The sequence below is a fragment of the Bacillus altitudinis 41KF2b genome (assembly GCF_000691145.1).
GTDB classification, from domain to species: Bacteria; Bacillota; Bacilli; order Bacillales; family Bacillaceae; genus Bacillus; species Bacillus altitudinis.
In genome coordinates this window covers 122587-136184 of sequence record NZ_ASJC01000007.1, presented here as the reverse complement: position 1 = coordinate 136184, position 13598 = coordinate 122587, and the positions used below count along the sequence as shown (strand labels likewise).

Genomic DNA, 13598 nt, shown 5'->3' with positions numbered 1-13598 from the left:
AAGGGGTTTATCGTCATGAAAGACTTGTCTATTCGAGATTCGCTCGTTCAAACTACAGGTGCTTTATATCAAAGCCTTCTGAAAAGGGATGATCACGAGCGCGCAGCCAAACTTGCATCTATTATGAAAAAGGAAGCTGAAGAAGAAGTATATATCGCATTTACCGGCCACTATTCTGCTGGTAAGTCATCACTAGTGAATCATCTTCTTCATGATCACATCCTACCCACAAGCCCAATTCCAACGAGTGCAAACTTGGTTGTTGTCAGGAAAGGGGTCAGTGAAGTTCAGCTCCACACGTCTGATGGACGTTTCGCAAAAATGAGCGGTTCTTATGATAAAGAAGCGGTGCAGCGTTTTTGTAAAGATGGGGAACAGATTGAGATGGTGGAAATTAGCGGTGATTATAGTGGACTTGAAGAAAAAGTGGCACTCATCGATACACCGGGAATTGATTCAACGGATCATGCGCACTTTTTATCCGCTGCTTCTATTCTTCATCAAGCGGATGCTCTTTTTTATGTCGTTCATTATAACCATGTCCATTCTGAAGAAAACATTCGCTTCATTCGCTCGATTAAAGAGAAAGTACCAAATCTTTATTTCATCGTCAATCAAGTGGATCGGCACGATGAACAAGAGACAACTTTTGAAGACTACAAAAAACAAGTCGTTGAGATGCTTTTAAAAGAAGGTATAGAAGAAGAACATCTATATTTTACTTCTGTGACGGATGAGGCACACCCAAAAAACGAAATGATCCGTTTAGTGAAGAAGCTACAAGAATTACAAACCATGCCTAAAGCATCACTTCGAGCCTATACAGAGCAGAAAATCGAACATGTTTTAAAAGAACATATAGACTCGTTAAAAGAAGAACTGCATGAAGAGGACCTTGACGCGCAGCTTCAAGAAAAAAGGAATGAAGTGAAAGAACTAGAAGAGAAACGCCGATTTATTGAAAATGGTGCAAAGCAGGTAGAAGATAAAGTGTCTTCTGAAGTAGAGAACATCTTAAAAAATGCAAACCTCACGCCATTTAAGATGCGAGAGCTTGCAAGTGACTATATCGAATCGAAAGCACCTGGCTTTAAAGTGGGTTTACTTTTTGCAAAAAATAAAACCGAGCAGGAAAAGGAAAAGCGGGCAAGTGATTTCTTAGCAGATGTAAAAAAGAGAATGAAAGCGGAAGTTGACTGGCACATTGCCGAGCTCCTTAAAAAAGAAATAAAACAGCATCAGCTTGGGGAAGCGTTATTAGACAAAGCCATGGCATTTGAGACACCTGTTGAAGAATCCTTGCTTGAAAAGGTCATTCACCAAGGGGCAACTTTTTCTAACGAATATGTTCTTCAATATGCGAAAGATGCTGGTGAAGCATTGAAAAGACAGGCAAAACAGCAAGCGCTTCAATTGATTGAACAGATGATTGAGACCTTGAAAGACCAGCTCCGGAATGAACAAGAGAAGCAAGAGGAAAAATGGAAACAAGCGAAACAAGAGCTTCAGAGCCTTGAGGAGTATAACGAAAAAAATGAACAAATAAGACAGGATATTCAGCATTTATGGGATATTTGGCAAAACGGAACGGATGATCATATCCCAGGCGACTGGTTTTATGCGAAAAAGCAATGGATGCAGCACGACCAGCTGGAGAAGAATCGCGCATCAATTCATGTTGAAGAGAGCGATCAAGCAACTGAACGGATAGAGCGCGATCAATACCGCCAATCACAGCATTTAACAACAGCACAATCAATTGCACAATTTAAAGAGCTTTCCCGCATTTTATCGCCTTTAGATATTCTAAAGTCTCAAAGAGATTCCTTTGAAAAACGAACAGAACGGCTGCAGGCAAAAGAATTTACACTCGCTTTATTTGGCGCTTTTAGTTCTGGAAAATCTTCTTTTGCCAATGCGCTTGTTGGACGGAAGGTGTTACCATCATCACCTACGCCAACAACTGCGACAATTAACAAACTGACACGACCTACGGAAGATCATCCTCATGAAAGTGTCAAAGTGGTGTTTAAAACCAAGCAGGACATTCTAGAGGAACTCGATCAGATTCTTGGATTTTCGATCGCAACAGAAAAAGGAGATTCGTTTAAGGCAAAGCTGGAAAGAGTACTGAAAAAACGGCAGCTCGAACAGGATCACCGAATCATTGTAGAACATTTCCTACAAGCCTATGCCAAGTTTCATGATGACATTGACAACCAAACCAATTTACATGTCACACTTCAAGAATTAAAGCCTTATGTAGCGGAAGAATCTGTTTCTTGTGTGGTGAAGGAAGTGACGGTGTATTTAAGTACACCTTTGACAGATAAAGGACTGACGATTGTCGATACACCAGGTGCTAGCAGTATGAATAAGCGTCATACAGAAATCGCCTTCCAGTATATGAAGGATGCAGACGCCCTTCTTTATTTAACGTATTATCAGCATTCTTTCTCAAAAGCTGATCGCTCATTTTTACGGAAGCTTGGACTCGTAAAAGATTCCTTTAGCATGGATAAAATGTTCTTTATCATCAATGCAGCTGATTTGGCTAAGGATCAAGCAGAGCTTGAAACCGTATTTGACTATGTACGAAGCGAGCTCACAAAAGAAGGCATCCGCAATCCAAACCTGCATCATGTGTCTAGTAAGGAAGAGATCGAAGGGAAAGAGCCGACATCTTATAATCAATATGCAACACTGAGAAAACAGCTTGACTATTTTATTGAGGAAGAATTAACGAAAGATGCCATTGAACTTTTGCATTTTGAAGCTAATACATTATGTACAACGGTCGATAGACTACGTGCGACCTTGCATCAATCAGAAGATGAGAAAGAAGCTGAAAAGAAAAACATCAAGACATCCTATGAAGCCATTCTCGAAAAAATGCAAGATGTGAAACGGTCTAAACTTGTGACCGAAAGCGTAAAAAAAGACGTGCATGAACAGCTCTATCATATTGTACAGCGGCTTTCATTATTTGCGAATGATCTATTAAAGTCGGCTTTTTATCCTGGCATATCTCAAGGGAATTTTGGTCAGCAGTTAAAAAAGGCACTTGAGAAAGCGTTAAAGGAGTATGAATTTGAATTTGTGCAGGAGCTCAAGGCACTTGATATCCGAATGGAATCGTTTATCCATCATTATTTCCAGGAGGAGTGGGAAAAAGGGATGCAGGCTGCATGTGCGGAAGATCCTTACTTTTCTCTTAGCCTGTCAGCCCCTGAGGAGAAAAATGCTGAGCTAAAACAAATTGAAGTTGAAGCAGAGATTACACCATTTGAGCCGCTTTTAAAGAAACAAAAATCAGCGAAAGCCTTCTTTGAACAAAATGAAAAGGCTACGTTTATTGAAGCCATTCGAGATGTTCTACATCAAATGACAACACGTTGGGCAGATAACGAAAAAGAAGAGTTGCTGAGCAGATATGAAAAGCTAGTGAAGACCTATACGGAAAGGTACGAACAAGATGCTCTCCAACAGCTCAATGAGCAAAAACAGACATTTATGACAAGCCTTACAACAGATGCTGAAAAACAGGCGGTCATTGAACAAGTTTATGAACAAACAAATGAATGGAAGAACCAGTTGAAAACGATATGATTCATGGTAGACTATATAAAAAAGAAAGCAGTTGATAGACGATGACGAGCGTACACGAAGAAATTTCTGCACATTCACAGAAACAACATGCCCACATCCAATCTTTTCTTGCACTTGAACAAAAAAGAGAGCAGGCGATTGAATCGGCTGTGAAAAAATGTGAACACAATGAACCATTTTCAACAGATGAGATCAACGCCATTACGTCTAAAATGAATGAGCTTGCCCGAGGCGGAATTGTTCCCCTTCGTAAACATGTCACGATTGAGATGGTGGAGGAATACACCCAGCGTAAACAGAAGTAAAGAGTAACTTTCTCATTTTTGGTCATCTTAACAAATGAAACAGAAAGGGGAATGATCATGGCAAAAAAGCAAAACGTAAAGCAGCAGGAGGAGCGCATGCCGAAGGAAAAAGGCATGCCATCCTACGCAGAAGCGGAAACGAAAAAAATGCAATATGGTAAAAAGTAATCGGGCTGCCTCTTCTTTATCAAAAGAAGAAGGCGCCTTTTTTATGTTCGTTTCGATGTTCTATGATAGAATAGGAGTATTGTTTATAAAAAGGGAGTTTAGATGAATGAATAAACACGTATTACTTGTAGATGGAATGGCCCTTCTTTTTAGGTCGTTTTATGCGACGGCTGTCCATCGCAATTTTATGATAAATGATCGTGGTGTGCCGACAAATGGAGTGAATGGTTATTTGAAGCATTTGTTAACAGCTGTCCAAACATTTGAGCCGACTCATATCGTATGCTGCTGGGATATGGGGAGCCAGACATACCGGAACGAATTGTTTCAAGATTATAAAGCCAATCGAGGCGAGGCGCCTGTTGAGCTTATCCCGCAGTTTGATTTAGCAAAAGAGGCGACAGAAGAACTGGGGATCATGAACATTGGTGTGAAAGGTTTTGAAGCAGATGATTGTATTGGAACGCTTGCATCAATCTATCAAAACGAAGCACATGTGACCGTCTTAACAGGAGATAAAGATTTGCTGCAAATCTTGAATGAACAAGTGACCGTGGCTTTAATGCAAAAAGGCATTGGGAATTATAAGCATTATACAAAAGCCCTTTTTGAAGAGGAAATGGGCATATCTCCAAAGGCACTGATTGATATGAAAGCACTGATGGGTGATTCTAGCGATAATTACCCTGGTGTAAAAGGAATCGGCGAAAAAACAGCATTGAAATTTATTCAAACGTATCAAACGATTGATCGACTGTTAGAAAATGTTCATTCATTAACGGCAGCTCAGCAAAAGAAAATGCAAGCAGGATTAGAAGATCTGAAGCTTTCTCGTATACTGGCAGAAATTAAATGTGATGTACCACTCAGCTGTCCGATTGACGAAACAAAAATAAAAATGGATCCAGAGCGGGCAGCGGCAATGCTTCGCTTGCATCAAATTAAAGGGATCGAACCAATGGTGAACCGCTTAAGTCAATTAGGAATCAGTTAAGGTTAGAAAAAAAGAAAGGGCTAAAATCAAGTTCATTTTAGCCCTTTGTGTTGCTTTTTTTCGCCTTATTTTCTAATTGCGATATTGGCTGTTTATCTTTTGTCTGCGCATCACCTTGAGGAGTCGTTCCGTTTGTGACACGGCCTCTGTTCTCTTTATCCAATTCGTATCACCTCACCCATTAGCATAACCAAAAGAAAAGCGATTCATCCTTTTGAAAGGTGAATCGCTTTTCTAGCGAGCTGATCAGCCACTTGATTTTCCTTGCTCGGAATCCACTTAATGAAAAATAAATCAAATTCGCTTTGAAGCTGCAGCATTTCTTCGATAAAATGACGAAAAGATGGATTTTTAGCAAATCCTGCATTGGCTGCACGATCTACTACTTGTGAATCAGTGCGGAATGAAACGGTCCGTAATCCTTTTTCTACGCAAATTTTCATGCCTTCAATGAGCGCGGAAAACTCTGCTTCATGATTGCTCATGGTGCCAAGAGGAATGGAGAAAGACTCAGCTTTTCCGTCATATTTCAAGAAAATGCCGATGCCAGATGGACCTGGGTTTCCGGCACTAGCACCGTCAATATATATTTCAGCTGGCAATTTATTTCCCCCTTTCATCAATCGGAACCATTTTTTTCGCCGCATAGGCATAAGGTGTGCCAATGGCAGCGACGATAAATTTAATCACATAAGTCGTGATGAAAATTTCGATCCATATATGGAATGGGTAGGTCCCAAGAAAGGCAATGGTTGTGAAAACGAGTGTATCAAGCAGCTGGCTAATCATTGTACTCCCCGCATTTCGCAGCCAGAGCGCACCATCTGAAGGAAATATCCGGCGAATAAACGAATATACATAAACATCTAACATTTGACTGATGATATAAGCAGCAAGGCTACCAAGAGCGACCCTTGGCATAAAGCCAAATATCGTTTCTAATGATGATTGGGAAATGTCAGATGGAGCGGGATGGAAAAGCAAAGCCTCCTGCATGACAACAGTTAATGTTAAAAGGGTGGCAAAGCCAATCCAGACAGCTTTTTTCGCTTCGGTTTGTCCATATTTTTCATTGAGGACGTCCGTTGCAAAAAACACACTGCCGTATAAAATGTTGCCAAGTGTTGCCGTTAAGCCAAATAATTCAACGGTTTTGACCACTTGTAAATTGGCCGCAACTGTTGCAAAACCAATCCATACGAAAAGCCCCATCTTGCCAAATCCTTTATAAAATAGAAGAACAATGATAAAATTAATGATCGCAAATAAGATCCAAATACCTTCATTAAACAAGTGACATGAACTTCCTTTCTAAATGTAAAATGTAACTTTTTGATTATAGCATAACGAACGTTTACCTTAAAAGTATGGGAAGGCGATGTGATCAATGAAACTAAGAGCACACTATACAATGAAAGTGAAATCGATTGGGTCCATTGCTTTTTTCCAAGAAAATTGGATGGAGCTCAAAGAGGCCTTGCTTTTAGCAAAACATATAGACAAAAAAGAACCGCAGTCACTTTTATCTTTTGAAGATGAAAAGGGTGCGATGTGGTCGACGAAAGAACTTGAAAAGCTAAACGAAGAACTTAGGCTTGAACCCGATCAGCTTCAGGTCTATTTTGATGCGAGTTTTCGCAAAGAAACAGGTGATGCTGGGCTTGGAATTGTCGTGTATTATCAGCTCGGACAGGATGCATACCGGTTAAGGAAGAATCAGCCTTTTCAGAGCACCACGAACAATGAGGCAGAGTATGCGGCTTTATTTGAAGCGGTAAAAGCTTTAAAAGAACTGGGAGCCAGCAGAAACTCTGTTACGATTAGAGGAGATTCTCTTGTTGTGATGAATCAGCTCAAAGGGGAATGGCCTTGTTATGATGATATACATAACAAATGGCTCGACCGAATTGAGGCTGCGATCAAAGAGCTGAAGCTCACGCCAACATATGAAGTCATCGATCGTAAACAAAATGCAGAAGCAGATCAGCTTGCCAGACAGATACTTGCAGACGTCCCTATCGAAAGTAAGTTGAAATTAGAAGCAGACGGAGCTGAATAAAGTGGATAAAAAAACAGCAGTAAAAGAATTAACAGATCTTCAAGACACGTATTGTTCAGATTGTTTGATTAAGAAGCACTTTCGTAAAGAATTTGGTAAAAAATACGCGCACTCCTTTTGTATTCAGCAATGCACGGTAGGAGAGAAGATCAAACAATACGGGAATGAATTACTAAAAAAATAAGCGTACACTCCGGTTTTCCCCTAGATGTATCATACGCTCACGAAAAAAAACGAATAGAATGTGTAAAAAAAGAACATATTCTGAAAAATGAGCCGATATAACTATAGAAAGTTTTGGTTGAGTTACTTTTTGACTAAGTGACGGATAATAGAGGAAAAGGGGAAGGCCGGCATGGATAATAAGGATTTTGAAACGGTATTACATCGGACATTTCAAGAGGTGTACAGTGATCTAGAGCAACTGGTAGATGTTGCAAAGAAGGGAAGACCTTTTCTCGAAAAAGATATCTCTGAAATTGAACAAAGATTAAAGCAAAATATTTTAGCGATTGAAATTCAGCTGAAAATCAAATAAGAGAGGCATACGCCTCTCTTTATTTTGTCGTTTCATCATTGATTGAGTTGATTAGATTTTTGTTACGTTTGCAGCTTGAGGTCCACGATTACCTTCAACGATTTCAAAAGAAACTTCTTGTCCTTCTTCTAGAGATTTGTAACCGTCACCTTCGATAGCTGTGAAGTGAACGAATACGTCGTCTCCGCCTTCAACTTCAATGAAGCCGAAACCTTTTTCATTATTGAACCATTTTACTTTACCGTTTTGCATATTGCTTTTTCCTCCTAGTACTGTAGCACACCTTTTGGCATACTAAAAAAAATTTTTCATCACCTAACGACTTAAGAAGTTGTTAAATGATGGTTCCACTATACACCATCAAAAGTAAAGCGTCAAGCAGGCAAGCCAAATTTTGAGCAGAATGTTTGATTTTTTTGTTTTTTTAGTGAATGACATTTATCTATAAAACGTCCTAATCTCATGAAACCTAACGTATAACTTGTCCGTATATAGTAAAAATACAGAAAGAGGTGCGTCATGAATCGTTACACAATTGAGGAGTTTGTTCAGAATACGCAGCAAGAAGACAAAGGTGAAGGGGTCTTTGAACTTGAAACACCAAGATTGTTAGAAATTAATTTAACAGATACCATTTGGGCAAAAACAGGCTCCATGGTTTCATATCGCGGGAAAATAAAGTTTGAACGTGAAGGTGTGTTTGAACACGGTGTCTCAAAGATGTTCAAAAAAATGTTATCAGGAGAAGGAACCTCTTTGATGAAGGCCACAGGTGATGGGAAATTATATGTAGCAGACCAAGGGAAAAAAATCTCGATTCTTCGATTGGCTCAAGGGGAGTCTATTTTCGTTAATGGAAACGACTTGCTCGCATTTGAACCGTCTGTTCGGTGGGATATTAAATTAATGAAAAAGGTGTCTGGCATGCTTGCAGGCGGATTATTTAATGTCAAACTTGAAGGACCAGGTCTTGTTGCAATCACAAGTCATTACGAACCGCTGACGCTGATTGTTCAGCCAGGTGATTCTGTTTATACAGATCCGAATGCGACGGTCGCATGGTCAGGAGATTTGCAGACTGAATTTGTGACAGATGTATCGTTCAAAACGTTTATTGGCAGGGGAAGCGGAGAGTCCATTCAAATGAAGTTTAGCGGAAGTGGCTTTGTTGTCGTGCAGCCGTTTGAAGAAGTGTATACAACGAATGGGAATCAAGGTTAAAAGAAAAAAGGTGTCCGTCAATGACGGGCACCTTTTTATGATAATGCTTGAGCATACGATTTGTTGCTCATGATCAGATCTGATTGTTCAACGATATCTTCTAAAATGGTTTGAGAAGACTGTTTTAAGTGTAATTTTTTGATGTTTTGTTTCATGGATTCTAATTTTTCTTCGTCTTGCAGCAAGTTAGTGACAGATTCTAAAATGTCTTCGTGTCTGTTGATGACAATGGCAGCGCCGTAATCTTCAAAGAAAAGAGCATTTTCTTTTTCTTGTCCTGGAACAGGTTTGTAAAGAATAACTGGGACACCAATTGCTGTTGCTTCTGTTAATGTAATCCCGCCCGGTTTTGTAATCATACAGTCCGTTACTCTGAACAATTCATCAATTTGTTCCACATATCCAAGCGCCTTCAATTGATTTGGGTGTGCTTGTTCAAGTTCGCTAAGCGATTGCTTCAGCGCTGCATTCTTACCGCACACAACAACAATTTGTACTTCACTGTCAAGAAGTAGTGCTTCACACAGTTCCTTCACATTTTTTAGTACACCATGGGCACCCGCCATAATGAGAAGGACTTTTTTGTCTGATGATAATCCATATTTTTTATAGATGATCGATTTAGGCACGTCTACTTCAAATTGTGGTCTAATCGGAATGCCTGTTACCTTGACATCGCTTGGATGTGTGCCGATTTCTACTAGCTTTTGTTTCACATAATCGGTTGCAACATAGTATCGGTCAATGTTTTCATGTACCCAAATTTTATGAAGACAAAAGTCTGTCATCACATTAAATGTTGGAATGACTTTACCTGTTTTGTTTCGGTATTCAGGTACAACAATCATCGGGAATGTAATGATGATGATATCCGGATTGTGTAATTGAATTAATTCATCAAGACGCTTATTTCCCATCTTTAAATAAATGTTAAATTTGCGTTTGTTGTAAATTTTATCTACACCGTAATAAAACAAGCGATAAAATTGTTTCCCAATGGAGAAGCTCTTTAAATATAAATATTGAGTCACTTCGGACACAATGGGATTTGATTCTTGATACAAATTAGAAACTATCACATGTTCAAACCCTTGGGATTTGCATTCATCATACAGTGTTTTTGCAACCTGCATATGTCCATTTCCATAATTTGCGGTCAAGATTAATATTTTTTTATTGGTATTCAAGAATATTCACCTCAAATGTAATCAACAACAACAAAACTTCGTACGAAAACTATAAATCTCATAGGTCTACATATACATAAAGATAACATATAAACAGCGAGAGCATATCATTCGTTACGAAAGAATTAAACTAATTTTAAAAAACAAACAAACTAAATTGATAATGGAAGACAGAGCCATTTGTATTTTAACACATTTTAAGCATTTATCATCAGACTACAGTCTATTTTATTCCCACACATATGGTGTTTCTTGATAAACATAGTAATTAAGCCAATTCATAAACATCAAAGTAGCATGGGCTTTCCAGCGGTTCACTGGAACTAATGTGTCTCCATCTTCTATGAAATAGTGGACGGGTTTTTTGACTGTATCATGTTTCAACAAATCTCTTTCATATTCCTGCTTCAATGTATCTGTATCGTATTCAGGATGTCCAGTTAAAAATACTTGTTTATCATCATCTGAAACAATTAAACAAACACCAGCTTCCTCAGACGTACTCAATATTTTTAGATTCGGCGTGTTTTTTAATTGTTCTGTATTAATATCTGTATGCCTAGAATGTGGGACATAGTATACTTCATCGAAACCTCTTACTAATCTTTCTTTTTTCTCTTTGACAAGATGTTCAAAGACACCGAATTTTTTCTCTGGAAGCTTGATTTTTTCAATGCCATAATGATGATAAAGACCAGCCTGTGCCCCCCAGCATATATGGAGAGTAGACGTCACATTCGTTTTACTCCAGTCCAAAATGTCCTGCAGTTCTTTCCAATAGGAAACTTCTTCGAAAGCTAAATGCTCAATTGGTGCACCTGTAATGATCATGCCATCAAATTTTTTATGGCGAATCGAGTCAAAGGTCGTATAAAATTCATCTAGATGCTCTCTCGATGTATTCTTCGGTGTATGTGTACTTGGAATCAAAAATGTAAAATACACTTGCAAAGGAGAATTTCCGAGCATTCTCAGCAGCTGCGTTTCAGTTTGTATTTTTTTTGGCATTAAGTTTAAGATCACGATATTCAAAGGACGGATATCTTGTTTGAATGCCCTTGTCTCATCCATGACGAAAATGTTTTCGCTCTCTAGTATTTGTTTTGCCGGCAGATGAACTGGTATGTTAATAGGCAACTCGCCACCCCCTGAACCAAAGCTAATTTCACTTCATTATAGGAACTTTCTGGCGATATTTCAATGTTTCAATTATGTTACAATGAAAAATAGAGCAAAAAAGAAAGCTGTTTCTGTCAAAAAAGGAGGCCATTAATCATGATCACAAAGCATTTATCAGATATTGACATTGCTCAAAAGGCAAAGCTGAGACCGATTCAAGACATCGCAGCAAAATTACAAATACATGACGAAGAATTAGAATGCTATGGTTTCACAAAAGCGAAAATATCTTTGACTATTTTTGACCGTTTAAAGGAACAAAAAGAAGGAAATGTGATTCTTGTGACTTCGATCAACCCAACGCCAGCAGGTGAGGGGAAGTCCACCGTAACAGTTGGCCTCGGTCAAGCCTTCGAGAAAATTGGGAAAAAAGCGATCATTGCCATGCGTGAACCTTCACTAGGTCCCACAATGGGTATTAAAGGCGGTGCAGCCGGCGGCGGATATTCACAGGTGTTGCCTATGGAAGAAATCAATCTTCATTTCACAGGGGATTTTCATGCGATTACATCTGCACATAACGCTTTATCTGCTTTTATTGATAATCATATCCATCACGGAAATGAGCTTGGGATCGATGCACGCCGAATTGTATGGAAACGAGTGTTAGATTTAAACGATCGTGCTCTAAGACAAGTGGTCGTAGGACTTGGCGGTCAATTAAATGGGTACCCTAGAGAAGATGGATTTGATATTACGGTTGCATCCGAAATGATGGCCATCCTCTGTTTAGCAGACGACTTAAACGATCTAAAAAAACGTCTTTCTTCTATTGTTGTTGCCTACAATCAAGAAGGTGAACCGGTCACAGTTGGAAATCTAGGATATGAAGGCGTATTAACCTTGCTATTAAAAGATGCGCTGAAACCAAACCTTGTTCAAACGATTGAAGGAACTCCAGCCCTTGTTCATGGTGGTCCTTTTGCCAATATTGCACATGGATGCAATAGTTTAATTGCCACAAAAATGGCGGCAAAACTAGCAGATTACGTCGTAACAGAAGCGGGATTTGGTGCAGACCTCGGCGCGGAAAAATTTCTTCACATCAAAACAAGAGCCGGTGATTTTAAACCAGGCGCTGTTGTCATTGTAGCAACTGTCAGGGCGCTAAAAATGCATGGCGGAATGCAGAAGACAGAGCTCAAGGAAGCAAATGCACAGGCTGTATTAGAAGGTATACATAATTTAGAGAAGCATATTGAAACAGTGCAAGCCTTCGGTCTACCATATATCGTTGCAGTGAACCGTTTTATTACCGATACAAAAGAAGAAATTCAAGCAATAGAAAACTGGTGCGAAACGAATGGACATCCAGTCAAAGCGGTCAATGTATGGGAAGAAGGGGGAGCTGGCGGCGTAGCACTTGCCGAAGAGCTCACGACACTCATTGAAAAGAATGAAAACAGCTTTTCTTATTTATATGAGGAGCAAGATTCCATTGAAGAAAAGTTGTTAAAAGTCGCCAAAGTGGTTTATGGTGCAGACGGCGTCAACCTTACATCAAAAGCAAGAAAGCAGCTAGCTGCAATTGAGAAAAATGGCTGGGCCCATTTGCCGGTTTGTATGGCAAAAACGCAATATTCACTATCGGATGATCCGGCTTTAATCGGCAGACCAAAAGGCTTTACCGTTACGATTCGAGAGTTAAAACCATCTGTAGGAGCAGGTTTTATCGTTGCACTAACGGGAAGCATTCTGACTATGCCAGGTCTCCCTAAAAAACCTGCGGCACTTGAGATGGATTTATTAGAAGACGGCAGTGTGACTGGACTCTTTTAGCAGAAAGCATAAAAAGCGATTTTCTAAAAGAAGCATGTTACGATAGGAAAAAGTGAATCCTAGGAGGCTATGAGATGTCAATTTATGATATTCAGGTCAAGACCATTAACGGTCAGGAAAAATCAATGGCAGATTACAAAGGGAAAGTACTGATCATCGTGAACACAGCGAGCAAATGTGGACTGACCCCTCAATTTAAACAATTACAAGAGTTATACGATCAATATCATGAAAAGGGCCTTGAAATTTTAGGATTTCCGTGCAATCAATTTATGAATCAAGAGCCAGAAGGGGAAGAAGCAATTCAAGAATTCTGTTCGTTAAACTATGGTGTGACCTTCCCGATGTTTGCAAAAGTAGATGTTAATGGTGACAATGCGCATCCGCTTTTCAAATACTTAACGAGTCAAGCGAAAGGTGTGCTTGGTACAAAAACGGTGAAATGGAATTTCACAAAATTTATCGTTGACCAAAACGGAGAAGTGACTGAACGATTCTCTCCTAAAACACCACCAAAAGAATTAGAAAGCTCCATTATCGCTCTCTTGGAGAAATAAGC

15 protein-coding genes are annotated in these 13598 nt (G+C 39.4%); 9 read left to right on the top strand and 6 right to left on the bottom strand.

Annotated features, from left to right (window positions below; translation table 11 throughout):
* The first annotated feature begins 15 nt into the window (after positions 1 to 15).
* The 3 genes from dynA (at position 16) to BA79_RS13555 (ending at position 5076) form a co-directional block, all read left to right on the top strand.
* Positions 16 to 3609 (top strand): dynamin GTPase, encoded by a 3594-nt coding sequence (dynA, locus tag BA79_RS13565; protein ID WP_035703317.1) that lies wholly within the window; start codon positions 16 to 18, stop codon positions 3607 to 3609.
* 41 nt (positions 3610 to 3650) lie between these two features.
* On the top strand, positions 3651 to 3914 hold the full coding sequence (locus tag BA79_RS13560; protein WP_008346351.1) for a YpbS family protein: 264 nt from the start codon (positions 3651 to 3653) through the stop codon (positions 3912 to 3914).
* A gap of 274 nt (positions 3915 to 4188) precedes the next feature.
* Entirely contained in the window at positions 4189 to 5076 is an 888-nt protein-coding gene (locus BA79_RS13555; protein ID WP_035703315.1) for a 5'-3' exonuclease, read from the top strand.
* A 37-nt stretch (positions 5077 to 5113) separates the two neighbouring features.
* Here BA79_RS13555 and BA79_RS13550 read toward each other — a convergent pair whose 3' ends face one another.
* Genes BA79_RS13550 through BA79_RS13540 form a run of 3 tightly spaced genes read right to left on the bottom strand, consistent with a single transcriptional unit; the run spans position 5114 to position 6369 of the window.
* Positions 5114 to 5239 (bottom strand): hypothetical protein, encoded by a 126-nt coding sequence (locus BA79_RS13550; protein WP_008346357.1) that lies wholly within the window; start codon positions 5237 to 5239, stop codon positions 5114 to 5116.
* A gap of 43 nt (positions 5240 to 5282) precedes the next feature.
* Positions 5283 to 5678, bottom strand: coding sequence for a reverse transcriptase-like protein (locus tag BA79_RS13545; protein WP_035703313.1), 396 nt, complete (start codon positions 5676 to 5678; stop codon positions 5283 to 5285).
* Position 5679: 1 nt separating this feature from the next.
* The gene (locus tag BA79_RS13540; RefSeq protein WP_007500834.1) at positions 5680 to 6369 is read right to left on the bottom strand and encodes a queuosine precursor transporter; all 690 of its coding nucleotides are present in this window, start codon (positions 6367 to 6369) and stop codon (positions 5680 to 5682) included.
* Positions 6370 to 6463: 94 nt separating this feature from the next.
* Between BA79_RS13540 and BA79_RS13535 the strand changes: the two genes are divergently transcribed.
* The 3 genes from BA79_RS13535 (at position 6464) to BA79_RS13525 (ending at position 7673) form a co-directional block, all read left to right on the top strand.
* On the top strand, positions 6464 to 7135 hold the full coding sequence (locus BA79_RS13535) for a ribonuclease H family protein (protein WP_035703310.1): 672 nt from the start codon (positions 6464 to 6466) through the stop codon (positions 7133 to 7135).
* A 1-nt stretch (position 7136) separates the two neighbouring features.
* Positions 7137 to 7319, top strand: coding sequence for a zinc-finger domain-containing protein (locus tag BA79_RS13530; protein ID WP_008346366.1), 183 nt, complete (start codon positions 7137 to 7139; stop codon positions 7317 to 7319).
* Between the two features lie 171 nt (positions 7320 to 7490).
* Complete coding sequence (locus BA79_RS13525) at positions 7491 to 7673, top strand: hypothetical protein (RefSeq protein WP_008346368.1); 183 nt, start codon at positions 7491 to 7493, stop codon at positions 7671 to 7673.
* Positions 7674 to 7724: 51 nt separating this feature from the next.
* Here BA79_RS13525 and cspD read toward each other — a convergent pair whose 3' ends face one another.
* Positions 7725 to 7925 (bottom strand): cold-shock protein CspD, encoded by a 201-nt coding sequence (gene cspD / locus BA79_RS13520; RefSeq protein WP_003215784.1) that lies wholly within the window; start codon positions 7923 to 7925, stop codon positions 7725 to 7727.
* Between the two features lie 267 nt (positions 7926 to 8192).
* On the opposite strand from cspD, the gene BA79_RS13515 reads away from it, so the two are divergent.
* The gene (locus tag BA79_RS13515; RefSeq protein WP_007500832.1) at positions 8193 to 8894 is read left to right on the top strand and encodes an AIM24 family protein; all 702 of its coding nucleotides are present in this window, start codon (positions 8193 to 8195) and stop codon (positions 8892 to 8894) included.
* Between the two features lie 35 nt (positions 8895 to 8929).
* Here the strand turns inward: BA79_RS13515 and BA79_RS13510 are convergent, their stop codons facing one another.
* Both BA79_RS13510 and metA read right to left on the bottom strand, forming a co-directional pair.
* Positions 8930 to 10081: a diglucosyl diacylglycerol synthase gene (locus BA79_RS13510; protein ID WP_007500831.1), complete on the bottom strand. Its 1152-nt coding sequence runs from the start codon at positions 10079 to 10081 to the stop codon at positions 8930 to 8932.
* Between the two features lie 228 nt (positions 10082 to 10309).
* On the bottom strand, positions 10310 to 11218 hold the full coding sequence (gene metA, locus BA79_RS13505) for a homoserine O-acetyltransferase MetA (RefSeq protein WP_035703308.1): 909 nt from the start codon (positions 11216 to 11218) through the stop codon (positions 10310 to 10312).
* A gap of 138 nt (positions 11219 to 11356) precedes the next feature.
* Here metA and BA79_RS13500 point away from each other — a divergent pair, with 138 nt between their 5' ends.
* The gene (locus BA79_RS13500) at positions 11357 to 13039 is read left to right on the top strand and encodes a formate--tetrahydrofolate ligase (protein WP_035703306.1); all 1683 of its coding nucleotides are present in this window, start codon (positions 11357 to 11359) and stop codon (positions 13037 to 13039) included.
* A gap of 74 nt (positions 13040 to 13113) precedes the next feature.
* Positions 13114 to 13596: a glutathione peroxidase gene (locus BA79_RS13495; RefSeq protein WP_035703303.1), complete on the top strand. Its 483-nt coding sequence runs from the start codon at positions 13114 to 13116 to the stop codon at positions 13594 to 13596.
* Positions 13597 to 13598: the final 2 nt, after the last annotated feature.